This window comes from Vreelandella glaciei (assembly GCF_013415125.1).
Classification (GTDB): Bacteria; Pseudomonadota; Gammaproteobacteria; order Pseudomonadales; family Halomonadaceae; genus Vreelandella; species Vreelandella glaciei.
This window is the reverse complement of the sequence record NZ_JACCDE010000004.1, coordinates 66816-92047: the sequence shown is the minus strand read 5'-3', so window position 1 is coordinate 92047 and position 25232 is coordinate 66816. Positions and strand designations below refer to the sequence as shown.

The following is a 25232-nucleotide window of genomic DNA, read 5'->3' as shown; positions in this document are numbered from 1 at the left end:
TAGCGCAGCCAAAAGTTAATGGCCACCATGGACGCACTGAATGAGAAAATGGGCAAGTGTACGTACGCCCTGGCCTTCCGTAAAAGAACGCCCCCTGGCACCTACACTGTGCGAACCGAAGCCCGCGCTATACGACAAATTGGGATGAGTTGTTGGTGGCTTATACGGATGAGGGGGCGGCTAGGAAAGCTAAGAATAATGTCACGCCTGACAACAGCTCTCTACAACCTCAAAATTGCTCCTCGATGCCGGGCAAAAAACCATATAGAATGGCGGCACGCTAGAAGGAGTGTTGGATGATTGAAGCAGTGGATTTGTTCTGTGGTGCGGGAGGCCTCACGGCAGGCTTACGCCAGACGGGTATTGCTGTGCGCGCTGGGTACGATATCGAAGAAAGCTGCCGGTTTGCTTATGAGCATAACAATCATGCCCAATTTATAAGGCAGGACGTTGGTGAGCTTACAGGTGACGACATCAATGGGTGGTACCAAGACTCTGACGCAATACGCCTACTAGCAGGCTGTGCGCCCTGTCAGCCGTTCTCTACTTATAACCAGGGCAAAGACACCACCAAAGACAAAAAGTGGCCCTTACTGGGCGCTTTCACGCGACTAATAAAAGAAGCTCAACCCGAGCTGGTCACCATGGAAAATGTACCCTCGGTTACCAAGCACAAAATCTATCATGACTTTGTGGGATCTCTAAAAGATGAGGGATATCACGTCTGGGCGGATACCGTAAAATGCATTGAGTACGGCCTTCCCCAAAACCGACGTCGACATGTGCTATTAGCCTCTAAACTAGGGCCGATTGAGTTAATAGCTGCTACTCACCCTACTCCCGTTACCGTAAAAGACACGATTGGCGACCTAGAACCTGTAGAAGCAGGTGCTGAAAATCATAACGATCCCTTGCATAAAGCATCAAAGCTATCAAAAATTAATATGGAAAGAATCCGCCATTCGCGACCTGGAGGGACATGGCGAGATTGGCCAGAGCAGCTTAGAGCCGATTGTCACGTGAGAAACAGTGGAAAATCTTACCCTGCAGTTTATGGGCGCATGGAGTGGAATAAGCCAAGCCCCACAATGACAACTTTATGTTTTGGTTTCGGGAATGGCCGATTTGGTCACCCAGAACAAGATAGAGGAATCACATTAAGAGAGGCGGCATTACTACAGTCGTTCCCTCGTGACTATAAATTTGTTCCTGACACACAGCCTGCTCTTTTAAAACCAGTTGGAAAAATGATAGGCAATGCTGTCCCCGTTCGATTAGCAGAAATAATCGGGTATAGTTTTAATGCCCATCTTGAATCGCTTTAAAATAATAAGAGCAGGCACTCTAGTGCTTGCTCTTAAAACTAAGCTTCGATAGAAAATTTCTGATATCGAATAAAATAAGAAACTGAACGCAGCACTGCTCTCAAATAAACTACAGTCTGATCTGCTACTGTAACTAGGTGCTCAGGAGCCGTTTCTCTCCCACACAACTCAAAAGAAATAGAACCGTGCGCCAAATCATTTCTTTTTGTTTTAACCTCTAAAACCATATCTCCAATATTCCGCCCTTTTAAGATTGGACTAGGCACACTAAATCCGTATCGTTTAGCAATTTCTCTTATTTCTCTACAATCTATATTACCTGAAAAAAGGCTATTTTTTTCATAGCCCATTTTAATCATTGCAAACTGAATTGGATGAGTAGTTGAAAAATCAACACCTCTACTAGTTATAGCCTTTTTAAAATGCTTCAAGGTCACTTCTTTCATATTATCGTTAAGTTGATTAAACTCATAGCCATGAACATCTATTGCCTGATGAATGGAATCGATGGCGTTAGATAATGTTGATTCCACAAGGTTATATAACAGCAAATACCCACTTGCTCGTATAGTTTTGACTAGATCTCTATCCAAATCGAAACCGGCGATAGGTACTAACTCTCCATCAGCACTTTTGGATAACCCAGCAGCCTTCTCAGCCGCCATAATTTGTATAAATTGAGTATAGCGCTTAACCTCCTTTGAGCGCTCCCTAAAATCTTTATATAAGTCCCGAATAATAGCATCGATATCCTGTTCCATAATTAAAAATCCAACAACTTATCTTTAACATATTCAATTCTTGCATGAAGCTTAGGACGTGAATTACTAGCATCAGATGTAGTTAGCTCGACGAAATGATCTTCAGGGTCGTATATCCAATCAGATGAGGTTAGCTCTAAATCAGGCTTTTCACGAAGAGCCTCTAAAGCACCTACTGATAATGCTTCAAACCTAATTCTTGGTACAGATTTATTTCGTTCATTCTTTCTGAAGCCATAGTCAAAATTATCTCTAACGAATGTCATAACGCTCATAAATTGCTCTTCATACTCATCAGAATCAAATTTTGACTCATTCATCATATCAAGATATTCATCTAAAAATTCTTCAACATTATGGACAAAGCCTTCTCGATTATTAGCATAAGCAAAAAATCTTAAAACGAGCTCGTCATACTCACGCCGCACAGATTTGCTTTTACTGAGAGGGCAAAGCTCATGAAACAATGGATCACTTGCCAACTTTTTAACCAGTTCAAAAAAACGCCCATCACGGATACCATAACGTTTTTCAGAGTCCGAAAGTTTCAATCCACCTGTATTTAGCCTATTAAATAAATCTCGCCTAGACTCCTCATCCATTGACAAAAGCTCAATTGTGCGTAACGTTTTTCTTAAAAAACGTCGCTGTGAAGGTTTTGAAAAATCGCTAAAAGTAAAACCCTCTAACCTAAAAAGGGTCTTCATATTTGACAACTTTAACTCACTTTTAATAAACCGAATTATTGTCCTAACCCTTTGGCTTCCATCTACAATTTCTATAAGACTTTCTTCTCCAGTGTCACTTACGTAGAGATAGGGTATTGGCAAATTCAAAAGCAAAGATTCAATGAACTGGCTTTGCTGCTTGTCAGGCCAAACGTGCTTCCGCTGGTAACTTGGAACAAACCACTCAGTAATATCTTCTTCAATTAACTCAGTACACTTATTAAAAATCACTTCAATAGGAAACTCTCTTATATCGTAATCATATCTCCTATAGAACTCTTCAATTTGATTTTCTGCGGCTACTAGTTGTTCTTCTGAGATAGGCTCATCAACTGTTTTTCTAGCCATTATTCAGGCTCCAAAATTAAGTTTTAAATCTATATAGAGGCAAAGCAACAAAAAAATAATGGGGAATAAACCTCATAACAATCAATCATTGATGAGAGATATTTTCAGCCATTTTTTTAAGCAGCCTCAAAACCACCGTTATGTTTTTACAGTCAAACCACCCGCCCAATCCGAATCTCACACCGCCCCAGAATCTCCACATCATGCATATCCTGCGGCTTGATCATTTCCGGCTGGTAGTGATCGTTGTCACTAATCAGGCACAGCGCGCCGCCCGCCAGGCGCTGCACCCGCTTAATCCTTCGTTCGCCACTCACCAGCATCAAGAAAACGCCTTCCTGTTTGGGATAGCTTTTGGTGCGATCTACCAATCTTCCTTGCCTTATAGCGAATTTATACCAACTATTTACTAACCTTAAGAAAGCCTAACCTATCGATGTGGTTAGCACCATTCTCCTAAGGCACATTTACAGCGCTATTTCATGGCATTGCTGGGCGGTAACCAACCTGATCTGCGGCGTAAGCGCTGTGGCAACTACCCTGCTATGTGCTGCGCGCCCTTTCTTACGTACAATGGCGCGCATACAACATGCTACCTGTGAGATAGCTATCAAGGTGTAACCGGTTTTTGAGGCTTCAGTCACTACCGCTGCTGGGTACATCAGGTGCGTTAATTACGGTTTTAAGAGGCAATATGGCTGCATTTAGTGCAGCCAAAAATGTTATTAAATGACTAATTTAATTAAAGAAAATAGTGCAGATCGTGGGCGGCTTTTTTCTGTGGCCCCGATGATGGACTGGACAACCCGCGATTACAGAGCATTCGCACGTACCTTAACCAAGCGGACGCTGCTGTATACCGAGATGGTCACCACCGGTGCGATTTTGCACGGGACGCCCCGTGAGCGCTTTTTGGGCTATAACGAGGTGGAGCATCCGCTTGCGCTACAGTTGGGCGGGAGCGATGCCGGTGAGCTGGCGGAGTGCGCGGCGATTGCCGAGGCGTGGGGCTATGATGAGGTGAACCTGAACGTGGGTTGCCCGAGCGACCGCGTGCAGAACAATATGATTGGCGCGTGCTTGATGGGTTACCCCGAAAAGGTGGCCGATGCAGTGCGGGCGATGCAGGCGGTGGTGTCTATTCCGGTCACGGTGAAGTGCCGTATTGGCATCGATGACCAGGATGAGGATGCCGACCTTGAGCGGTTTATCGCTATCGTCGCGGACGCAGGCTGTGAGGTGTTTACCGTTCACGCGCGTAAGGCTTGGCTGCAGGGCTTGTCGCCCAAGCAGAATCGCGATGTGCCGCCGCTTAACTCCCCCCGCGTTCATCGTTTGAAGCAGAGTCGGCCCGAGCTACATATCGGTATTAACGGCGGCATTAAAACGCTCGCCGAGTGCCGTGAACAGCTCACCCAGGTGGATAGCGTGATGGTGGGGCGTGAGGCGTATCAAAACCCTTGGCTGCTGGCAGGCGTCGATGAGCAGCTGTTTGGTGAAAAAGGCCCCGCGGCAAGCCGCTTGGATGCTGCGAACGCTTTCCGGCCTTATATTCAGCAGCGTTTGGATGAAGGCGCGAAGCTGAATCACATTACCCGTCACCTGCTGGGCCTGTTCCAGGGTTGCCCTGGCGGCAGGCGCTTCCGGCGCCATTTGTCAGAATACGCCCATAAGGAAGGCGCAGGATTGCGCCTGTTTGATGACGCGCTTAGCTTGGTGAACGAACCTGAGTTCGTTGTATAAGTGCGTCGTATAAAAAAACCCGCTACGCAATGTAGCGGGTTCGTTTTCCTAGTAGCGTAAGCTTACTGACCGCTTTCCCGGCGGTTCGCCATTACGCCCTGCTCGACACGTTCGCCGATCGTTTGGTCGACGTTTTTCCAGTACTCAAATACCCGTGATAGCACCGGCTCTTCAACACCGTCGGAAACGTGGCCCACAATGTTGTTTACCAATCGGTCGCGGGCAGCATCATCCATTACCTTATTGACCAGGTCATTGGCCTGGTTGAAGTCGCCATCGCCCGGGCGCAGCGTGTAGGCGGCGCGAACCAACTCGCCGTCCGTCTCCCATACCGCATCTTCCGGGTACTTTTCCGGGTTGGCGTGCGCGCCCCCTTTGCTATTAGGTGCATACACCGGGTCGGTGGAGTGATTAATACGCATCTGACCACCCTGGCTATAGCTGTTAACCGGGGTCTTGGGTGCGTTAACGGGAATATGTTGGTAGTTCACCCCTAAACGCGCGCGGTGCGCATCAGCATAGGATATTACCCGCGCCAAGAGCATTTTATCCGGCGAGAAACCGGTGCCCGGTACCGAGTTGCTGGGCTGAAACGCTGCCTGTTCGATTTGGCTGTGGAAATCGACGGGGTTGCGATCCAACGTCATCTTACCGACTTCTTGCAGCGGGTAGTCGCCGTGCGGCCATACCTTGGTCAAATCGAAGGGGTTGATGTGGTAGGTCTTGGCATCTTCAAACGGCATAATCTGAACTTGCAGCGTCCAGGTGGGATAATCCCCGCGTTTGATGGCATCGAACAGGTCGCGGCGATGATAGTCGGCATCCGCCCCCGCCATCTTATCGGCCTGTTCCTGGGTCATGCACTTAATGCCCTGGTCCGTCTTGAAGTGGTACTTCACCCAAAAGCGCTCGCCTGCAGCGTTGACCCACATATAGGTATGGCTTGAATAGCCGTTCATGTGGCGCCAACTGGCAGGGATACCACGATCGCCCATTAGCCAGGTCACCTGGTGGGCAGATTGCGGCGAAAGCGTCCAGAAGTCCCACTGCATATCGTGATCACGCAAGCCGTTATCCGCTCGACGCTTTTGTGAGTGAATAAAGTGCTGGAATTTGAGCGGATCGCGAACGAAAAACACAGGGGTATTATTACCCACCATGTCGAAGTTGCCCTCTTCGGTGTAGAACTTCAGCGAGAAGCCACGAGGATCGCGCCAAGTGTCCGGGCTACCTGCCTCACCGGCCACCGTCGAGAAACGCGCCAACATCTCGGTTTTCTTGCCCGGCTGGAGAAAGTCCGCCTTGGTGTATTGGCTAACGTCGTGAGTTACTTGAAAGTGACCAAAGGCGCCACTCCCTTTTGCGTGGGGCTGACGATTCGGAATCATTTCCCGGTTAAAGGCAGCCATCTGCTCCATCAAATAGTGATCATGCAGAACAATCGGCCCATCGGGGCCTACTGATAGTGAATGCTCATCACTGGTAACCGGTATACCCGCATCCGTTGTGGTGTGTTTTGGTTTATCGCTCGTCATCGCTTTTCCTCCATGTCACGGCAGACGTGGCGTATGATCGCCACTCGTTCTAGTACGATGAAAGCTTGGCTATTTATCCTCATTGTTGTCATTTTGATAGCCGCTAACAAAGCCCATAATAGGTATAGTCAACGAGTCACTAACTTGCCATTCGCGAAGGCTATCGCTTGCCTATCAGCTCAATAGTTTTTATTTATGAATAAGCACTTAAGAGAACGAATCAGTGGGCGGCACTAAGCTGGAATTAAAGCTTTCAACGGCGGTTTCGGCCTCTTCAATTTCATCAAAACGGGCAATATGAAACAGCGCTTCGCCTTCGTTGGCCAATGGCAAGCGGCTCATCCCAATCACGATGCCATCCGCCACAGCACGCACTTCGCCCTCGTCGTTACCAAAGGGGTCAGCCACTTTGCCCAGCACTTCGCCTTTGGCAACGCGGGCGCCCAGGCGCACCTTGGGGCGCAAAATGCCGTCAATCGGCGCGCGCGCCCAGCTTGACCCATTGGCCAATTCAGCGGGTGCTGGCGTGCGGCGGCGCTGCTCGCCGGTCAGCATGCCTAGGCGCCGCATTACCCGCAGCACACCGCGCACGCCGGGGGCAATCGCCCACTCGTCAAAACGCAGCGCTTCACCTGCTTCATAGGTCAATACCGGAATGCCGCGAGTCTGGGCGTAATGGCGAAGGCTGCCTTCACGCAGTTCCGCATTGAGTACCACGGGCGCACCGAAGGCATCGGCCATACGCTCGGTTTCACTGCCTGGGCGCAATTGAGCGCGGATTTGTGGCAGGTTAGTGCGATGAATGGCGCCTGTGTGTAGATCAATAATATGGGTGGCGTGATCGACGATTTGTTCGCGGAACAGCGCGGCAATCCGTCCGCCTAGCGACCCTGACTCACTGCCTGGAAAGCAGCGATTGAGATCGCGTCGATCGGGCAAATAGCGTGTTTGCTGAAGGAAGCCAAACACATTCACCACTGGCACGGCAATCAGGGTGCCGCGAATGCTATTGATCGCTTTCGCGCGCAGCACCCGGCGAACAATTTCCACCCCGTTAATTTCATCACCGTGAATGCCACCACACACCAATAATACGGGGCCCTCCTTACGGCCATGAACCACTTCCACAGGAATATGCAGCGGCGTATGGGTATATAAACGCGCCACCGGCACATCCACTTGTAAGCGTTGGCCGGGCATAATGGTATGTTCGCCCAACTGAAAAGGAGCTCGCGCCATGCTTTATGTCCTGTTTTTAATCGGTTATTTTCGCGATGTTAGTAAGATTCAAAGCTAGTAACATTGCCTGTTTATACGCTTTCACTGGCAAAATGACGAATTTGTTAACTTACGTTATGCGTTGAGTCAATTATCCATACAGTTTTGAATGTAAATACTCACTCGCTTAGGTTAAAATATGACCATACAGAGTTGATAACGAGGTTCCGTTTCCATGGCAAGAAAGACCAAAGCTGAAGCTGCTGCTACTCGCGAAGCGCTGCTTGAAGCTGCAGAAGAGGTATTTTTTGCCAAAGGCGTGGCACGCACATCGCTTGAGCAAATTGCTCGCCATGCGGGCCTCACCCGCGGTGCTGTCTATTGGCATTTCAAGAATAAAGGCGACCTGTTCATGGCATTGGTTGAACAGGTACGCATGCCCTTCCAGTCGTTAATGGATGAAGTCGACAAAACGGACACCGCCCTATCACCGTTAGAAGCGATACGTCTTGCCTGCCATGCGGGCTTGGTGCGCCTTGAACAACCGTCATACCAACGGATACTGTCGATTTTACTGCACCGCTGCGAGTTCTTCAGCGACATTAACCCGCTTGATATGCAAGAAGAGATCGGTAACGAGTGTTACCAGGAAATGCTGGCGGTATTTGTACAGGCTAAAGAGCAGCAACTACTGCGCGAAGATTTAAGCCCAGAAGTAGCAACACGGCTAATGCAATCCATGTTGGGTGGTCTTTTCCATGACTGGTTGCGTAATCCTGACGCTTTTGCAATACGTGAACGCGGCGGCGAGCTGATCGATACCTCTATTCGTATGATGCAGCGTTAAACACCTCACCCATCCCTCGCTGCAATGCAGCAAATATGCTACTACTGGCGCTATGTCTAGCCGTGTGAGCATTCTATGGATACCCTGGAGTTTGTTCGCGTACGCGAATTAGAAGTTGCCGTACGCATTTGGAACCCTTCCGCCCCCCGCACGCTTATCGCCTGGCATGGTCTTGCTCGCCACGGCGGCGACTTTAGTGCACTGGCGCGTGAACTGGGCAGCGAATGGCGTATTCTTGCACCCGATACGCCAGGCCGTGGGTTATCAAGCTGGTCGTTATTTCCGGCTCACGACTACCTTTATAGCCATTACGTGACGGTCGCCATCGCTCTATTAGATCACTTTAAACTTGATCACGTTGATTGGCTGGGCACGTCGATGGGTGGCCTGTTAGGCATGCTGATCGCTGCTGATTCAGAACACAGCGCGCGCATTTCTCGGCTAATCCTGAACGATGTAGGGCCTGAATTGAACAAACAGGGGCTGATTGCCCTTTCTAGCTACTTTGGCGTTACTCACCGATTCTCTAGCTTTAGCGAGCTTCATCAAGAACTCACCCAGCACTACGCAAGTTTCGGCATCACTAAGGAGTCCGCTTGGCGTGAACTAGCGCTTAACAGTGCCCGTCGGTTGCCAGACGGTAGCTGGACGTATCACTTTGACCCACGCATTGGCGAGCAATTTGTGCACGATACACCACGCGACACCTGGGCCGACTGGGCGAGTATCCGTTGCCCGGTGATGGTTATTCGCGGCGAAGAATCAACCTTGTTAGATGCCGAAACGCTGCCCCGCATGGCCGAAGCACAGCCCACACTTGTCACCCTGACCGTCCCTAACTGCGGCCACGCCCCCATGTTGGATCAATCTGCCCAGGTCGATCCCATTCGCCACTTTCTAAACCGCCCTGTACCACGCCCCATTCCAGGCGGCTCATCGCAAACCGGCACTGGCTGGCATTACTTCTGGCATCACCCAGTGCAGTGGTTGGCTCATCAGTGGCGGCGGTGGTGGAAATAAACCGGGAAGCTCAAGATTTGGGCCTCCCGGCGGCGACCCACAATGCGTGTGATAACTCAGTGAGAGGCCGAGTAATGGCTAGCAGGGTGATGTTTTTGGCTTAACCGCAGTTTATTTAAACGAACACGTGTCTCCAGATACTCTTGCTCAGTGACACTGCGGTAAGCCCCCTCATCAGGCAGGTACTTCACCAATACCCGACGCTCGCCCTGTACAGGCAAGGCATCGCGTTTGCTGAGCAGTTTTACGGTGCTGTTAGGCTCATTATCAATGACCGCAAACGCCTGTTCACCCTCCCCCTGGCGCTCGGTCACCACCACCGTTTGGCCCAGCAAACACCGCCGGGTAAAGGGGTGATAGCGATGTAGTCCGCGGTGTAAAACGTGGCAAAGCCCAGCTGACACGGGTGAGGCAATCACCAGCGAGCCCCAGAGCACCAGCACACCGACAGGAATACGTATTAAACCCAGCGGCAACCAGCGCAACACCAGCAGTTCGATCGCGATGGTGAGTGCTGCAGCAATCGCCAGGATGACCGTTAACGCCAGCGTCGCGGGTACGCCCGCAAAGCCTAAAGAGACTAACGTACTTGCCAGATGATCCTCTTTTAGGCTATCGCGCTCAAACAGTTCCAAGGGGGCTAAACGGATAATAACTAATAGCCAGTAGAGCGCTAACAGCCCGAGTAGAAACGTAAACACAACGCTTGGGAATTGCATCGCTGCGTGCAGTAGCTCGTTCATGACGTCCTCCTCCATCGGTACTTAGCCGACGATGTATTATTCTTTTAGCTTAGTCGACGTTAGCTTTTCTGCACCAATTTTACTTTGATTTAAATTATCACGACAAAAAAAAGGTGCTCCCCGCAGGGAGCACCCGTTTCTTTACACGTTGGTTTATCGGCTTAGGCGTAAACCTTAGTGGTGATCATGCTCCAGCGCTGGCTGGTTAGAAGCATGCTTTTTCCCCTTCATTTTGCGAGCTAACCAATCAGAAGCTGTCGCAATCATGGCGTAAAAACTGGGAATAAACAGGCTGCCCAAAGTGGCAACAGAGAACATACCCATCGCCACCGTGGTACCAATGTGATGGCTGCTAATGTCGCTGGCGCCGGTCGCTAAAGCCAACGGCAAGGTACCGAAGATAAACGCTAAAGAGGTCATCACGATGGGGCGGAAACGTAGCTCTGCTGCGGTAACTGCCGCTTCGCGAATGGTTTTACCCTGCTCTTTACGCTGAAGTTCGGCGAACTCTACGATCAGAATAGCGTTTTTCGCGGCAAGCCCGACCACCACTAGCATACCGATCTGTACATACACACTGGTGTCCAGCCCGCGCAGCACGATGCCACCTATACCACCGAGGAAAGCAAAGGGCGTTGCTGTCAGTACCGCCAGCGGTAAAGACCAACTTTCATACTGAGCCGCCAGAATCAGGAACACCATCAATAGCCCGAAGACAATCGCCAGGGTCGCAGCATTACCCAGGTTCGACTCTTGATACGCCGTACCGGTCCAGCCCATGCCCCAGTTGGTTCCCAGCGTTTCTTGAACCACCTGCTCCATCGCTTCAATCGCCTGCGCCGAGCTATAGCCAGGCGCGGGATTACCCTGAAACTGAGCACCGGCGTAAACACCGAATCGCGATACCACAGACGGCCCCGTTTGACGCTCAAGCTCAACAAACTCCGAAAGCGGAATACGCTCACCATTACCGCCACGAACATAAACGTTGCTCACGTCTTCTGGCGTTTTACGGAATTCATCCTCGTTTTGCAGATACACCTGGAAATTACGGTTTTGGTAGCTGAAGTAGTTCACAAAGCCGTTACCAAACGTATTGGATAAAGCCGAGTTAATGTTCTCCAGCGCCACACCGTAGCTGAGCGCCTTCTGCTGATCAATGTTGGCCCGATACGAGGGAACGTTCACGTTGAAGGTTGAGAATACCTGGTTAAGCGCAGGGTGCTCATTCGCCTTCTGCATAATTTGTAGCGAAGCTTCGTAAAGCTCCCGCGGCGTCGACCCTTCAAAAGATTGCAAATAACCGGTGAAACCGCCCGTCGTCGAAAGTCCCATAATGGGCGGCACATTAAAGGCCATTGCCGAACCGCCGTCGATACTGGCGCCCAGCCCCATAATTTGACCTACGAGTTCGCTGGCCGTCAGATCTCGCTCAGCCCAGGGGTGCATATTGACGAACATAATCCCACGCGCGGTGTTAACAGCGCTGGAAAGAATGTCGTAACCTGCCACCGCTGAGGAGTATTCAACGCCAGGGATTTTTTCAATCTCGGCACTAAGTTTCTCCATATAGCGCTGAGTACGATCAAGGGACGCCGCATCGGGAAGCGATACGCTGACCAGCACGATCCCCTGGTCGGTCTCGGGTACCAGGGTCGAGGGCGTATTGGCGTAGAGCCAGTACGACCCCACCCCGGTCAGCACCGTGAGCGCCAACGCCAATACCCAAAAACGCACCAAGCCTTTTACCACCAACATGTAAGCGGCGGTAATCCCCGCAAACATACGGTCAAACAGGCGCAGCGGCGTATGCAGGGCTCGTTTGAACTTGGACTGCCCGGCACCGGCGATCTTGTGCTTGATGAAGATCGCTGACAGCGCGGGCGTGAAGGTCAATGCCATGACCGCCGAGAGCGCCACAGAGATTGCCACTGTAATCGCAAATTGCTGATAAATCTGGCCGGTGAAACCGCCCAAGAAGGCAACAGGTACAAACACTGCCGCCATGATGAGTGAGGTGGCGATAACGGGTCCGCCGACTTCTTTCATTGCGCGGATAGTGGCATCCGTTACGCTGATATCCTCCTCTTCACTCAACACCCGCTCAACGTTCTCCACCACCAGGATGGCATCATCGACCACTATGCCTATCGATAATACCAGCGCAAACAGCGTCAGCAGATTGATCGAAAAACCGAACAGGTAGAAGCCAGCAAATGTCCCCACCACCGCGACGGGCACGACCGACATGGCAATCACCGTAAAGCGCCAGTTCTGCAGAAAAATAAACAGAATGACAATAACGATCAGGAAAGCTTCCACAAAGGTTTTAAGTACGGTTTCAACTGAGGCATCAATGAAGAGCGTGGTGTCATAAGGCGCGACATACTCCAACCCAGGCGGAAAGCGCCCTTCCAGCTCGTCCATGGTAGACCGCACAGCATCTGCGGTTGCTAGCGCATTGGCCCCAGGCTGCTGATTAATGATGATCGGCGTCATGGTAGAGCCGTTCAAACGTGCATCAACCCCGTAAAAGGATGCCCCCAGCTCAATGCGCGCTACGTCTTCCAAACGTAGTGAGGAACCATCGCTGTTGGTGCGCAGGTAAATATTGCGGAAATCATCGACGTTATTCAGTCGACCACCCGCCGTAATCGTATAGGTATAGGCACGCGGTTCACTTTGCGGCGTTGATGCCAAGCTACCAGCCGGAATCTCAGTGTTCTGCGCTCTAATCGCACTCGCCACTTCGCTAGGCGTTAGATCGTACTGCGCCAATTTATCCGGGTCCATCCAGATACGCATGGCGAACTCACCACCACCCAACACTTCGGCATTACCCACCCCAGGCACTTGACGCAGTTCATCAAGCACGTTTAGCGTGGCGTAGTTCTGCATATAGATGTTGTTGTAGTCCCCACTAGGTGAGGTCAATGCCACCAACATCAAAATAGAGTCTGAGCGCAGCTCCACAGTCACGCCTTGGGACTGTACAGCTTCAGGCAACTGCGAAAGCGCCCCTTGAACGCGGTTGTTGACGTTGATGGTATTAATATCGCCATCGGTGCCGATATCAAATGCCACGCTGAGGCTCATGGTGCCGTTATCAGCACTGTTAGAGGTCATGTACAACATGTCCTCAACGCCATTAATGGCCTCCGCAAGCGGTGCCGCAACGGTTTGCGCGACGGTTTCCGCATCCGCACCAGGGAACTGCGCCTGTACCGACACTGTTGGCGGTACCACGCTAGGGTACTGCTCAATCGGCAGCACCCGCATCGACATAACACCCACCAACGTCACGATAATGGCCAGCACCGTGGCAAATATCGGGCGGCTGATGAAGAAGTTAGAGAAGTTCATTATTGCGCACCCTCTTCCCCTTCAGCGGGCTGCCCATCGGCGGCCCCTGCTTCCATCGCTTGCGCTGCCTCGGCCTGTTCTTGCTCCTCTTCTTGCTCTACATCTTCAACGATGTATTCAGCGTTGCCATCAAACGACTGAGGATCAATCGCCATACCCGGTTCTAAACCAGCAGGGTCGCCAACCACCACGCGATCACCCGGCTCCAAGCCCTCACGAATCAACTGCCAAGGGCCTGCCACTTCACCTAAAGAGACCGTCTGTTCGCGGGCTTTATCCTCGTCATCCAGCACATACACCTGCGGGCCCATCAAGCCTTGGGTCACCGCAATTTCTGGCACGGCTATCACATCAAAGCGCTTTAAGCCTTCGATACGTACGCGGACAAATTGGCCGGGTAGTACGCTCGCTTCAGGGTTTTCAAACGTTGCGGATGCCTGAACGGTGCTAGTGCCTTGATCCACACTGGAACCCAGGAAGTCTAAACGCCCTTCCAATTCGGAATCACTGCCGCCGCTCACGCCCGGAATACTTAGACGTGCACGAATATCCGATGCTTCACCTCCATCGCTCAACTGACGACGCAACTCAAAGGCATCGCGCTGAGGCAACTGGAAACGCACTTCTAAGGGATCAAGCGGCGTGATGGTGGCTAGCTCAGTGCCAGAAGTCACTAAATTGCCCACGTTAATTTGGCTTAAACCGATCATGCCCGACACCGGAGCAGTTACCTGCGAGTAACCTAGGTCTAAGTTAGCACTGGTTAATGCCGCCTCGGCCTGCGCTACGCTTGCTTGGGCGACTCGCTGGTCAGCGAGCGCTTGGTCGTACTGCTGACGGCTGACCGAGTTCTGACTTAGCAACTGCTCGAAACGCTGGGCATCGCGCTGGGCACGGGAAAGCTCAGCACGCGCGCTTTGTAAATCAGCCTCCCGCTGATTAACGGTTGCCTGGTAAAGATCAGGCTCAATGGTGTAAAGGCTATCGCCCTCTTCTACCAGTTGGCCTGGTTCGAAGTGACGCTCTTCAAGAAAACCGTTTACACGTGCCACCAAAGTGACTTCATCATCGCTGCGTAGCAAGGAGGGGTAGGATTTATCCAGCGGTATATCCTGACGCGCCATTTCAGTTACTGCTACTTGATGGGGCGGGGATTCTTGTTCAGCGCCCTGCTGGGGCGCCTCGGTTTGCTCTTGACCACAGGCCGCGAGTGCCAGCGCGGCTACCAGCGTTACTAGACTCGCTCGGCGTGAGTGAATCATCTTCTTCATACGTTAAGTTCCCATGTATCTTTTAAAAGTCGACTGATAGCACTTGCGCACCTGGGTCATCCCCAAAACAGCAGCAAATTACATACCCGGTTGGGGCGGTGCACCAATGTCGAGAGCGCTGTCATAGCGGTCGTTGCCGTCACTTTCTGGCAAGATAAAGTTCACCTCATCGCCGGTTAACCACGCATTGACTTCCTCAATGGCTTCAACGTCCAGGCGACCGGCTTGTTGGCGCAGCGAGAGCAAATTCACCACATAGTCGTAGCGAGCTTCCGCGTAGTTGGCGATCGCGTTGTAGAGGTTTTGCTCAGCGTTCAACACATCCACGATGTTACGGGTACCAACCTCGTAACCGGCGCGGGTAGCCTCTAAGGCGCTTTGGTTGGAGACAATAGCCTGCTGGCGGGCTTCAACGGTTTCCACATCATTGCTGACTTGGGTATACAGCGAGCGGACTTGCTGGATCGAAGAGCGACGCTGAGACTCGAAATCATACTGGCTGCTTTCCAGTTGATAGGTCCCTTGACGGATACTGGCGCTGGTACGGCCGCCGGTATAAATCGGCAAATTAGCGCTTAAGCCCACCTGGCTAGAGGAATCTTCACCGGTGGTATTATCAACATCACTGTCACTGTATTGATAATTACCAAACGCTTGAAGCGTAGGTAAGTTGCCCGCCCGGGCAATTTCTACGCCGCTGCGTGCTACCTCAATACCGGCCTGTTGGGCCAATACCTGCGGGTTAAGCTCAAGGGCCTGTTCAACCCAGTAGTCGCGACTACTTGGCTCGGGAAGGCCAACCGGCATGCTGTCGCCCAGTGCTTCAATGCTGGCATAACGTTGGCCGGTCAGCTGCTCCAATGCTTCAAAAGCCACTTGAAGATTACTTTCTGCGGCAATGCGGTCAGCACGAGACTGGTCAAAGGTGGCACGCGCTTCTTCGACTTCGGTAATCGCAATCAAGCCAACTTCAAACTGCTCGCCGGCTTGCTCAAGCTGACGGCCAATCGCCCGCTCTTGAGCGAAACGTGCTTCTAATATTTCATGGGCGCGCAGAATATCAAAATAGGCACTGGCGGTATCAATCAGTAGCTGCTGTTCGGTGGCCGCTAGCAGATATACCTGCTGGTCAATCTGACGCTCGGCCTGAGTGACTTCTCTGCGTGTCACCTCGTTATAAAGCGCCTGGGTGGCTTCTAAGGTGAGCGATACGGTGTTGTAACGGTCATCACCGGTACTCACATTACCGGTGCCTGTGCCAGTACCTGCACGCGACGATGTCTGACTTTCGTACTGCTGGTTGTGGGCAACATTACCGGTTGCGTTAACTTGGGGGAGCAAACCACTGCGTGCCACATCTCGGCCAGCTTCAACGCCTAAATATTCGGAACGTGCCGATGCTAATGCCGCATTATTGTCTAACGCATCACGGGTAATCGTGAGGAGGTCAGCAGCTTGAGCAGGCAACACAAAAGAAGCTGTGAATACCGCTAACAGTAAGGGTCGTAAAGGGGCATTGACTGCCCAGTGTGCCAGTCGCATGGGGTTGCCTCTAAGTATCAGCGTCAGGATGGCGAACGAACTAAGCTTCTCATCTTACGAAGTCTCTCAGCTTACAAAGAATCTAAGCTTACAAACTCACTCAGCGCATTAAGCCACTCAGAAAGATGAGCATTATAGTTACATTCATGTATGTATGCTAGCCTTGAACAATCTAAAATTGTGTGTACGGCCTATTGTCAAGTCGCATCCAGCTTACCTTAGTCCAAAGCATGAGACTTTGACGATAGATGCGGCTTTCTTTTACGAAATTCCCTTGGATCAATGCCCCACTTTGTTAGCCGTGACGCTAACGTGGTTGGCTTGATCCCCAGTAGCTCCGCAGCGCCGCCCGCCCCAGACACTTTGCCGCCCGCCTTGGATAGAGCGGCAATGGTGCTTTCTTGCTGGCGCTGGCTAAGCGCATGTTCGGTTAGCAGCGGTGCTTCACTTTGTTGCCCACTAGAATGAGCCACCGAGTGCACCGAGTTATTGCGGCTTGACAAACGCGGCGGTTCACTCAGCAGCAGGTCATCAAATACCAGGCGCCGGTCCTGGGTGACGATCACCTGTCGCTCAATGACGTTTTCCAGCTCACGAATGTTGCCGGGCCAGGGGTAACGCTGGAGTATTTCTAATTGGGCGGGAGGAATACGCACGCCGGGCTTATTGAATTTAAGACAGGCACGGTGCAAAAAATGACGCGCTAGTAGCGGCACATCCTCAATCCGCTTACGTAGTGGCACCGAATCAATGGGAAAGACGTTAAGGCGGAAGTAGAGGTCTTCCCGAAAGTGGCCCGCTTCGATCATGTCACGCAGTTCACGGTTGGTCGCTGCAATGACCCGCACATCGACCTCCCGTGTGCGGTTGTCACCCACCCTTTCAAACTGCTGGTCCTGCAATACACGCAGCAGCTTACTCTGCAGCTCCAAGGGAATTTCACCGACTTCATCTAAAAACAGCGTACCGCCGTGGGCCAGCTCAAAACGCCCGGGACGATCCTGCACGGCACCGGTAAAGGCGCCTTTTACATGGCCGAAAAACTCACTCTCGAAAAGATCTCGCGGGATAGCGGCGCAGTTCACGCGGATCAGCGGCCGATCGCTGCGCGCATTGCCCGCATGAATAGCCCGGGCGATCAGCTCTTTGCCAGTACCGGATTCGCCGCTAATCAAGACATTGGCATTAGTGGGCGCGACCATCTCTATCTGTTTAATCAGTTGTGCCACCGCCGGGCTATTGCCCACGATATCGCGGTGATTTAACTCCGCTTTTATCTCTTCTTGGAGGTATTCGTTCTCTAGCTCTAGGCGCTGTTTGAGCGTCTCCACTTCAGCCAGCGCATCGCGCAGCTGCTGCTCGGCGCGCTTACGCTCACGAATATCACGAAACAACACTACTGCCCCGACCAAACGGCCCATCTCGAAAATCGGTGTACTGGTGTACTCGACCGGGATCGCTTCGCCGTTTTTATGCCAAAACACTTCGTTATCGACGTGATGGACCTGACCATCACTAAACGAGGCATGAATCGGGCACTGCTGCACCGGAAATTGGCTGCCATCGGCGTGGGTGTGATGGAACATCAGATGCGCGTCGTGGCCCACCATGTCCTCGGTACTCCAGCCTAAAATGCGCTCCGCGGCGGGATTAACAAAGGTGGTTTTACCCTCGGCATCCAGGCCATAAATGCCCTCGCCTGCCGCGCCGAGAATCAGCTGGTTCTGCTTCTCAATGCGCTCGAAGACCTGCTCGACACGCTGCCAGCCCACTTCACCCTGGCGGTGCTGGCGACCAAGCTCTGCCTTGGCACGTCGCTGCTCGGCTTTATTACGATCAATCAGCGTTAACAGAAGCTGGTCAGAGTCTTCAATGCACTGGGCATAAACCTCTACCCGGTAGGGCTGGCGCAGCATATCGAGTATCACCAAATCATCCGACCAGGCGGTTTTTTGCACCAGCGCCTCATCCGTAAAGCTCACCCATAGCGGCAGTGACGCACTCAAACGGTGGCTAAAGGGAGCCGCTAGAGACATGCCTTGCTCAATACCTGTTTGCTCAGTACATAGCTGTTCAATGCATAGCAGCTCACAGGCAGCCGGATTGGCAGCCAATAGCTGATCGGTAAAGGGGTCGATCACAATCATGGCAAGCGGTGAGTAGCCGCCCATGAGTGCAGAGGCTGTGGCGTGCGTGGTTTCCTGCATAAGCATTAGCTACTACCTCAGGATTCAAGGTGATCTTCACTAATGAACCATTCAATTCCCACGCCAGTTACGATTTTTCGTTAATAAAACAACGAAATATCGTTATTTACGATTTTTCGTAACTATTCGAGTGATTCAAAACCAATGCCAAAAAAATAAATTAATTAAAAACAAACGGTTAATCAGCACAATCAAGAGTTGGCACATAAATCGCAATACAAACAGTGATAGTGCGATAGCGCCACACGCTTAATCTCTTTTGCACCAGGAAGGCGCAGCCATCGGTTTTATTGCTCCTATTTATTGCTCCTAGCAGGAAACTCTAAAACTCTTGGGTTAAGCGTTAATTAACCGAAATGACACAGGAGACATGCTTATGTCTTATCTAATGCCCAGTGAATTTGTCACCAAGCTGGTGGATCAGGGTGAATCAAAAATCTATATGGGCACCCGGGATACACTTATTCGCTCCTTTATGGCGGGAGCTACCCTGGCGTTGGCAGTTATTTTCGCCATTACCATAGCGACACAAACAGGCAACTTCTTGATAGGGGCGCTGCTCTTTCCGGTCGGCTTTGTGATGCTTTACCTGATGGGCTATGACCTGCTCACTGGTGTTTTCACACTGGTGCCTCTTGCATGGCTCGACAAGCGGCCTGGCGTCACACTACCCCGAATGCTGAAGTGCTGGGGGCTGGTAGGGCTCGGCAATCTTGGGGGTGCCCTATTTATCGCCACCTTCGGTTACTTGAACTTCACCATGGGCGGCACTGAAGAGATCAACGCTGTCGGCCAAACGATGATGACCGTCGGTGAAAGCCGAACGGTGGGTTATCAGGATGCCGGCATTGCCGGTTGGATCGTGCTCTTCCTAAGAGGCATGTTCTGCAACTGGATGGTGTCCATGGGCGTGGTGGGTGCTGCCATCTCTACAACGGTTTCCGGCAAAATCATGGCCATGTGGATGCCGATTATTGTCTTCTTCTATCTCGGTTTTGAGCACTCCGTTGTCAACATGTTCCTGTTCCCGATTGGTCTGATGATGGGCGCTGACTTCACTCTGTATCAATACATTATGTGGAACGAAATCCCCACCGTACTAGGCAACTTGGTAGGCGGTTTGACGCTGGTTGGCTTGGTTCTCTACACCACCCACGTCCGCACTCAGGCCAAAAAAGTCTTTTCTTGATCGCAGCCTATTAGGCAAAAAAGGGCGTCAAACGCCCTTAACTCTAAAGGAGAACCATCATGGATAAGCTCGAAATGCGTCATACTCTGCTCGCCGCCAAAGCGCGTAAAAAAATGAGCTGGGACGACATTGGTAAAACGGTTGGCATGTCGCCGGTCTGGGTCGCTTCCGCCTGCTACGGCATGAATAGCGCCAGCAGCGATGTGGCTCATCAAATATGCGATACGCTGGGCGTGGAAAGCGACGTCGCCGAAGCGTTAGTGGCGTTTCCCACCAAAGCCTGGGACGAAGCAATTCCCCAGGACCCCTTCATCTACCGCCTGTATGAAGTGGTCGGCGTTTATGGGGAAACCTTGAAGGACGTCGTGCAGGAGAAGTTCGGCGACGGCATCATGAGCGCCATCAACTTCACCATGGAAGTCGACAAAATCGAAGACCCCAAAGGCGACCGGGTTTTGCTAACGTTAAACGGCAAGTTTTTGCCCTATAAGTCTTGGTAACTCAAGCGAAGGACTCGACCCTCGCCACGCTGCGCTCAACCGCCGAGCAGTAACCGGCACCGAACAGCAGCAGGTGATTCAACAGCGGGTAAAGCTGAAACAGCGCTTCACGCCTCGGCCAGTCGGTCGGGGCGTCGCCGTTCCAGTAGGCGTCAAAAAAGGCCTCGCCGGGCGAGCCAAACAAGGTCAGCATCGCTAAATCCACTTCCGGGTAGTGGCAATATATCGCGGGGTCTATCAGAGCGGGCCCCTGCGGGGTGGTGAGTACATTCCCCGACCAACAATCACCATGCAGCAGGCTGGGTGGTGCATCGGGCAGCCAGCGCTCTAGATCTTCGGCCAAGCGCTCGATGCGCTCGCGCAGCTGGCTATCCAGCAGCCCTTGCTGGTAGCACGCCTCGCTAAGGGGGAGCAGGCGGCGTTCACGCTGGAAAGCCCGCCCATCACTAAGCGGCGCATTAGGCTGGGGAGTGAGCCCACAGGCATTATCCTGATGCCAGCCGTGGGCATCGCCAATCACTTCGTGCAAGCTGCGCAGCCCTTCGCCAAGCGCAGTTGCGTTCTGCGGCCTGGGCACCGTGTCTAACGACTCAATGACCAGCCAGCCGTCTGCCAGTCCGAACACTTCCGGCACCACTAGCTTCGCACAGGCATTGCGCAGGGTACGCAAGCCTTCTGCTTCACCACGCAACCGAGCAGCGTCGTCATGCTTGATCACCACCTGCCCCTGCCGCGTCTCCAGGCGATAAACAGCAGCGATATCGCCCCCACTTAGCGGCTGCAAATCACCGCTCGGGGTCAGCTTAATAGACTCCAGTAACTGCCGCAGAGTGGCATCCATGACACGCTCCCCATATCTGAATATAACGTCGCCGACGTCAGGGCACACCCTAACCCCGACGCACTTAAACCATGGGCTAACGTATTTTTCAGCCTAGCCGTTTATCAATCAACGATTCAAGCTCCAGCTGGTCGTCGTGGAAGCGGCGGATACCTTCAGCCAGCTTGTCATTGGCCATGGCATCCTGGTTATGCCCCCAGCGGAAAGCGGCTTCGTTAAGCGGCGCAGTGGGTTTACCCGCACCTTCCCCGGCACGGATTTGCGCAGTAACGCTACCTTCTGTCGCCTCTAGCTCTTCCAGTAACGCCGGCGAAATGGTCAGCCGTGGGCAACCTGCCAGTGCGAGCACTTGGCCGGTGGTGCGAAAGCTCGCGCCCATTACCACGGTGTCGTAACCACCCTGGTTGGCTCGCTCACACACGCCCTGCACAAACTGAACACCCGGGTCGTTTTCTGGCGTGTACTCACTGCCGGTCTCTTTTTTGTACCAATCGGTCACTCGGCCCACGAAGGGTGAGATTAGAAAAACACCAGCGTCGAAACATGCCTGGGCCTGTGCTTCGCTGAACAGCAGCGTTAGATTGCACTGAATACCCTCGCGTTCGAGCACCTCAGCGGCACGAATACCTTCCCAGGTAGACGCCAGCTTGATCAGCACACGGTCGCGTGACACGCCACGGGCATCGTACAGCTCGATGAGTTCATGGGCCTTGGCGATACTGGCCTGGGTATCAAACGACAAACGAGCAGCCACTTCGGTGGAAACTCGCCCCGGCACAACCGCCGAAATCTCACTACCCATGGCCACGGCAAGGCGATCAACGGCATGTTTGACTTGCTCTTCACGGCTGCCGCCAGAGGCTTTTACAGTGCTTAGCTCTTCGTCGATTAGCGCTTGATAACCGGACAAACTAAATGCCTTGAGCAGCAGTGATGGGTTGGTCGTGGCATCTTGTGGCTGATAGCGACGAATGGCCTCAAGATCGCCGGTGTCGGCGACGACAAGCGAATGTTGCTTTAACTGTTGCAGCTGGCTGGTCATAAAATCTCCTCGATATGCTTTTAAGCGCCGCCATGGCGTTGTTCAAGTGCTGCGCAATAACGTGTATAAATCGGTTGGTACGCGGCCACACGGTCAGGATGGGGGTCAGCAAGTGACTGGGCATCCAGGTGGACTAACTTTTCACACAGATATTCCAACGTTACGCCTTCTGCACGCTGGTCGCACCAGGCCGCCTGTATCGCGGCGCCCAGGGCAGCCGCATCGGTAATTTCGGGGCAAATCACCTGGGTACCGGTAATGTCCGCCACCATCTGGCGCCATACGGGGCTATTAGCGCCGCCGCCGATCAGACGAATCTGGCTAGCCCCGGCGGTTAAATCACCCAGCAATTCCAGCCCATAGCGTAGCCCGAAAGTGGCGCCTTCCACCACGGCGCGGCATAAATTAGCCTGGGTGGTATTCAAACTAGTCAGGCCAAGAAAGTCAGCTGAGGCGTTGGGCAACATCGGCACCCGCTCGCCATTGAAAAAAGGCAGCACGGTAACGCCTTCGGCGCCGATAGGCGCACTGGCCACTTTTTCGCCAAACGCGGCTAGGTCCAGGCCGAACAGCTCGCGTACCCGCGTGGTCGCCGAGGTGACATTCATGGTGCAGATCAACGGCAGCCAGCCACCGGTGCTGGAGCAGAAGTTGGCCACCATGGCGTTATCGCACTCGACTGGCGTAGCCGAATAGGCGCAAACGGTGCCGGAGGTGCCCAAGCTCAGCGTGATTAACCCTGGGGTAATATTGCCGGTGCCAATGGCGCCCAGCATGTTGTCGCCCCCACCGGAAGAGACAACGACCTGATCACCAAGTCCCAGCTCACGTGCCACTACCTGGCGCACCACGCCAACCGGCTCATGGGCTTCCAGCAAACGGGGCAGCACCCGTGCCGGGTCTAGCTCGGGGGCTATTTCCTCAAATACCTGCAACTGCCAGCAGCGTTTGCGGGTATCGAAGTAGCCAGTACCCGAGGCATCGCCCGCTTCGGTGACCCGCTCGCCGGTAAGCCAGAAATTGAGATAGTCGTGGGGTAGCAGCAGGCTTTCGATGCGGTGGTATGCATCTGGGTGATGCTCACGCAGCCAAGCAACCTTGGAGGCGGTATAGCCGGTTTGCAGCACCAGACCCAATTTTTCCAGGCAGCCCGCTTCACCGCCCAGGCGGGCAACCAATTGGGCATTCTGCGCGCTGGTTTCGGTGTCGCACCACAGCTTGGCGGGGTAGACCGGCGCACCATCCGCATCGAGCGCCACCATACCGTGCTGCTGGCCGGAAACGCCAATACCACGCACCTCACTCGCCGAGACCCCGGCTTTGTCGAGGGCGGCAAAGAATGCGCCTTTCAGGGCCGCCAACCACTCGGCCGGTGCCTGCTCACGGCGGCCATTTTCGCCCTCTTCCAAGCGATGGGGGCGGCTTGCTTCCGACAGAATCATGCCGCGTTCAACGTCGACCACCACTACCTTGGTACTTTGGGTACCGCAATCTACCCCGATATACATCACACTGTTCCTTTGGATGACGCCAGACCCTCTAGCGTAGCGCGTGCGCCATGTTCGTGCAGTGACTTGAGGGCAGTTAAGTAGGCTTCAACAAAGCGGGCGTTATCGATCAAGTCACCAAACAGTTCACGGTTTTCGATAAAGGCCGTGGACCGTTGGCGGTTCTCAGCGGCAATGGCCATCAGCGGTGCCTTCAAACGATCAACAATCTCAATCGGCTCGCCCTGCTCGTCCACCCCCTCAGCGTAGCGCGCCCAGCTGGCCACCACGGCGGCACTGCGCTCTATCTCGCCACCCTGGGCCAACTGCTGGCGAATCACCGGCACCAGCCACTTGGGAATACGGTCAGAGCTCTCGGCGCAAAGCCGTGCCAGGGTATCTTTGATTTGCGGGTTGGCAAAACGCTCGATCAGCGTTAAGCGATAATCTTCAAGATCAACCCCCGGCACTGGCGCCAAGGTCGGTGTGCCCTCTTCGCGCATATAACCCAAGAGAAAATCAACGAATAGCGGATCTTGGCACACCTCATGGGCGTAGCGGTATCCCGCTAAATAACCAAAGTAGGTCAGCGCCTGATGGCTGGCGTTGAGTAGGCGCAGCTTCATCAGCTCGTAGGGTTCGACATCCTCGACAACTTGAACGCCTACCTTTTCAAACGCCGGGCGGCCAAGGGGAAAGTGGTCTTCCAGCACCCATTGCGTAAAGGGTTCGCAAACCACCGGCCAGGCGTCCTCAACGCCAAAGCGCTGACTGAGTTCATCAATATCGGTAGGTGATGTCACCGGGGTAATGCGATCCACCATGGCATTGGGGAACGCCACCTCGGCTTCCAGCCAAGCACCTAACTCGGCGTCCCTCGCCTGGGCATAGGCGCTAAACATGCGTTTAGCGACATCACCGTTGCCTTGAATATTATCGCAGGACATAACGGTAAAGGGTGCAATGCCTCGCGCGCGGCGGCGGGCCAGCGCCTCCACCACGAGCCCAAAGCTGGTGGTCGGCTGGGTGGGATTGGCCAGGTCGGCACGTACCTGAGGATTATCGAGGTCGAACTCGCCACTCACCGAATGAAAGTTGTAACCGCCTTCGGTCACGGTCAGCGAAACGATACGGATCGCCGGGTCGGCCATCTGCTCAATCACAGCCTCGGTATCGTCCGGTGCAAATAGGTAATTCACCATACTGCCAATGACCCTGGGCTCGTACTGGCCATCAGGGTGCTTGACCACCAGGGTGTAGAGATGATCCTGCGCTGCCAGCGCTTGCTGCATGCGTTTGTCGCCAGGCATCACGCCCACGCCAACAATCCCCCAGTCCAGCGCCTCACCCTGGTTCATCAACGCATCCAGATACATCGCCTGGTGGGCACGGTGAAAGCCGCCTACGCCGATATGCACAATACCGGGTGTGAGCGTCTTGCGGTCATAGTGAGGCACAGCAACGTCGGCGGTTAGATTGCCCAGGTTGTGATTGTTAAGTTGGGTCATGGGAACTCTCCAGC

General features: G+C 53.0%; 20 protein-coding genes and 1 pseudogene. 7 read left to right on the top strand and 14 right to left on the bottom strand.

Going from position 1 to position 25232, the window contains the following annotated elements:
• Positions 1-95 precede the first annotated feature (95 nt).
• Both HZS80_RS24055 and HZS80_RS04115 read left to right on the top strand, forming a co-directional pair.
• Positions 96-284: pseudogene (locus HZS80_RS24055) on the top strand (DUF4113 domain-containing protein); the annotation flags it as partial.
• A gap of 12 nt (positions 285-296) precedes the next feature.
• Entirely contained in the window at positions 297-1325 is a 1029-nt protein-coding gene (locus HZS80_RS04115) for a DNA cytosine methyltransferase (RefSeq protein WP_179915247.1), read from the top strand.
• A gap of 38 nt (positions 1326-1363) precedes the next feature.
• Here the strand turns inward: HZS80_RS04115 and HZS80_RS04110 are convergent, their stop codons facing one another.
• The 3 genes from HZS80_RS04110 to HZS80_RS04100 all read right to left on the bottom strand — a co-directional run bounded on the left by HZS80_RS04110 (position 1364) and on the right by HZS80_RS04100 (position 3533).
• Entirely contained in the window at positions 1364-2086 is a 723-nt protein-coding gene (locus HZS80_RS04110) for an MAE_28990/MAE_18760 family HEPN-like nuclease (RefSeq protein ID WP_179915246.1), read from the bottom strand.
• Positions 2087-2088: 2 nt separating this feature from the next.
• The gene (locus HZS80_RS04105) at positions 2089-3162 is read right to left on the bottom strand and encodes a DUF262 domain-containing protein (RefSeq protein WP_179915245.1); all 1074 of its coding nucleotides are present in this window, start codon (positions 3160-3162) and stop codon (positions 2089-2091) included.
• A 152-nt stretch (positions 3163-3314) separates the two neighbouring features.
• Complete coding sequence (locus HZS80_RS04100) at positions 3315-3533, bottom strand: S24 family peptidase (protein WP_179915244.1); 219 nt, start codon at positions 3531-3533, stop codon at positions 3315-3317.
• Positions 3534-3891: 358 nt separating this feature from the next.
• Here HZS80_RS04100 and dusA point away from each other — a divergent pair, with 358 nt between their 5' ends.
• Complete coding sequence (dusA, locus tag HZS80_RS04095; protein ID WP_035559633.1) at positions 3892-4905, top strand: tRNA dihydrouridine(20/20a) synthase DusA; 1014 nt, start codon at positions 3892-3894, stop codon at positions 4903-4905.
• A 62-nt stretch (positions 4906-4967) separates the two neighbouring features.
• On the opposite strand, the gene HZS80_RS04090 is transcribed toward dusA, so the two are convergent.
• Both HZS80_RS04090 and HZS80_RS04085 read right to left on the bottom strand, forming a co-directional pair.
• Positions 4968-6440 carry a catalase gene (locus tag HZS80_RS04090; RefSeq protein ID WP_179915243.1) on the bottom strand — a complete coding sequence of 491 codons (1473 nt, stop codon included), beginning with the start codon at positions 6438-6440 and terminating at the stop codon, positions 4968-4970.
• Between the two features lie 207 nt (positions 6441-6647).
• Positions 6648-7679 (bottom strand): succinylglutamate desuccinylase/aspartoacylase family protein, encoded by a 1032-nt coding sequence (locus HZS80_RS04085; RefSeq protein ID WP_035559627.1) that lies wholly within the window; start codon positions 7677-7679, stop codon positions 6648-6650.
• A 214-nt stretch (positions 7680-7893) separates the two neighbouring features.
• On the opposite strand from HZS80_RS04085, the gene HZS80_RS04080 reads away from it, so the two are divergent.
• Positions 7894-8505: a TetR family transcriptional regulator gene (locus tag HZS80_RS04080; protein ID WP_035559624.1), complete on the top strand. Its 612-nt coding sequence runs from the start codon at positions 7894-7896 to the stop codon at positions 8503-8505.
• Between the two features lie 75 nt (positions 8506-8580).
• Positions 8581-9525 (top strand): alpha/beta fold hydrolase, encoded by a 945-nt coding sequence (locus HZS80_RS04075; protein WP_035559621.1) that lies wholly within the window; start codon positions 8581-8583, stop codon positions 9523-9525.
• Positions 9526-9581: 56 nt separating this feature from the next.
• Here the strand turns inward: HZS80_RS04075 and HZS80_RS04070 are convergent, their stop codons facing one another.
• The 5 genes from HZS80_RS04070 to HZS80_RS04050 all read right to left on the bottom strand — a co-directional run bounded on the left by HZS80_RS04070 (position 9582) and on the right by HZS80_RS04050 (position 18657).
• Complete coding sequence (locus HZS80_RS04070; RefSeq protein ID WP_035559618.1) at positions 9582-10268, bottom strand: hypothetical protein; 687 nt, start codon at positions 10266-10268, stop codon at positions 9582-9584.
• 174 nt (positions 10269-10442) lie between these two features.
• A complete protein-coding gene (locus HZS80_RS04065) occupies positions 10443-13631 on the bottom strand; it encodes an efflux RND transporter permease subunit (RefSeq protein WP_035559616.1) in 3189 nt (1062 codons plus the stop codon).
• Positions 13631-14902, bottom strand: coding sequence for an efflux RND transporter periplasmic adaptor subunit (locus tag HZS80_RS04060; protein ID WP_035559613.1), 1272 nt, complete (start codon positions 14900-14902; stop codon positions 13631-13633). The genes HZS80_RS04065 and HZS80_RS04060 overlap by 1 nt, the downstream gene beginning before the upstream one ends.
• A gap of 78 nt (positions 14903-14980) precedes the next feature.
• Positions 14981-16444, bottom strand: coding sequence for a TolC family outer membrane protein (locus HZS80_RS04055; protein ID WP_179915242.1), 1464 nt, complete (start codon positions 16442-16444; stop codon positions 14981-14983).
• A gap of 218 nt (positions 16445-16662) precedes the next feature.
• Complete coding sequence (locus tag HZS80_RS04050) at positions 16663-18657, bottom strand: sigma-54 interaction domain-containing protein (RefSeq protein WP_082072614.1); 1995 nt, start codon at positions 18655-18657, stop codon at positions 16663-16665.
• A 370-nt stretch (positions 18658-19027) separates the two neighbouring features.
• On the opposite strand from HZS80_RS04050, the gene HZS80_RS04045 reads away from it, so the two are divergent.
• Positions 19028-19840: a formate/nitrite transporter family protein gene (locus HZS80_RS04045; protein WP_008958187.1), complete on the top strand. Its 813-nt coding sequence runs from the start codon at positions 19028-19030 to the stop codon at positions 19838-19840.
• Between the two features lie 59 nt (positions 19841-19899).
• Positions 19900-20340 (top strand): cyanase, encoded by a 441-nt coding sequence (gene cynS / locus HZS80_RS04040; RefSeq protein ID WP_035559604.1) that lies wholly within the window; start codon positions 19900-19902, stop codon positions 20338-20340.
• Position 20341: 1 nt separating this feature from the next.
• Here the strand turns inward: cynS and HZS80_RS04035 are convergent, their stop codons facing one another.
• The 4 genes from HZS80_RS04035 to HZS80_RS04020 all read right to left on the bottom strand — a co-directional run bounded on the left by HZS80_RS04035 (position 20342) and on the right by HZS80_RS04020 (position 25218).
• Entirely contained in the window at positions 20342-21181 is an 840-nt protein-coding gene (locus HZS80_RS04035) for a fructosamine kinase family protein (RefSeq protein ID WP_035559601.1), read from the bottom strand.
• Positions 21182-21269: 88 nt separating this feature from the next.
• On the bottom strand, positions 21270-22223 hold the full coding sequence (gene tal, locus HZS80_RS04030; protein ID WP_035559598.1) for a transaldolase: 954 nt from the start codon (positions 22221-22223) through the stop codon (positions 21270-21272).
• A gap of 20 nt (positions 22224-22243) precedes the next feature.
• Positions 22244-23731 (bottom strand): xylulokinase, encoded by a 1488-nt coding sequence (xylB, locus tag HZS80_RS04025; RefSeq protein ID WP_035559596.1) that lies wholly within the window; start codon positions 23729-23731, stop codon positions 22244-22246.
• Positions 23731-25218, bottom strand: a complete 1488-nt coding sequence (locus HZS80_RS04020) for a mannitol dehydrogenase family protein (protein WP_035559593.1) — start codon at positions 25216-25218, stop codon at positions 23731-23733. Before HZS80_RS04020 ends, xylB begins: the two co-directional genes overlap by 1 nt.
• Between the last annotated feature and the right edge of the window lie 14 nt (positions 25219-25232).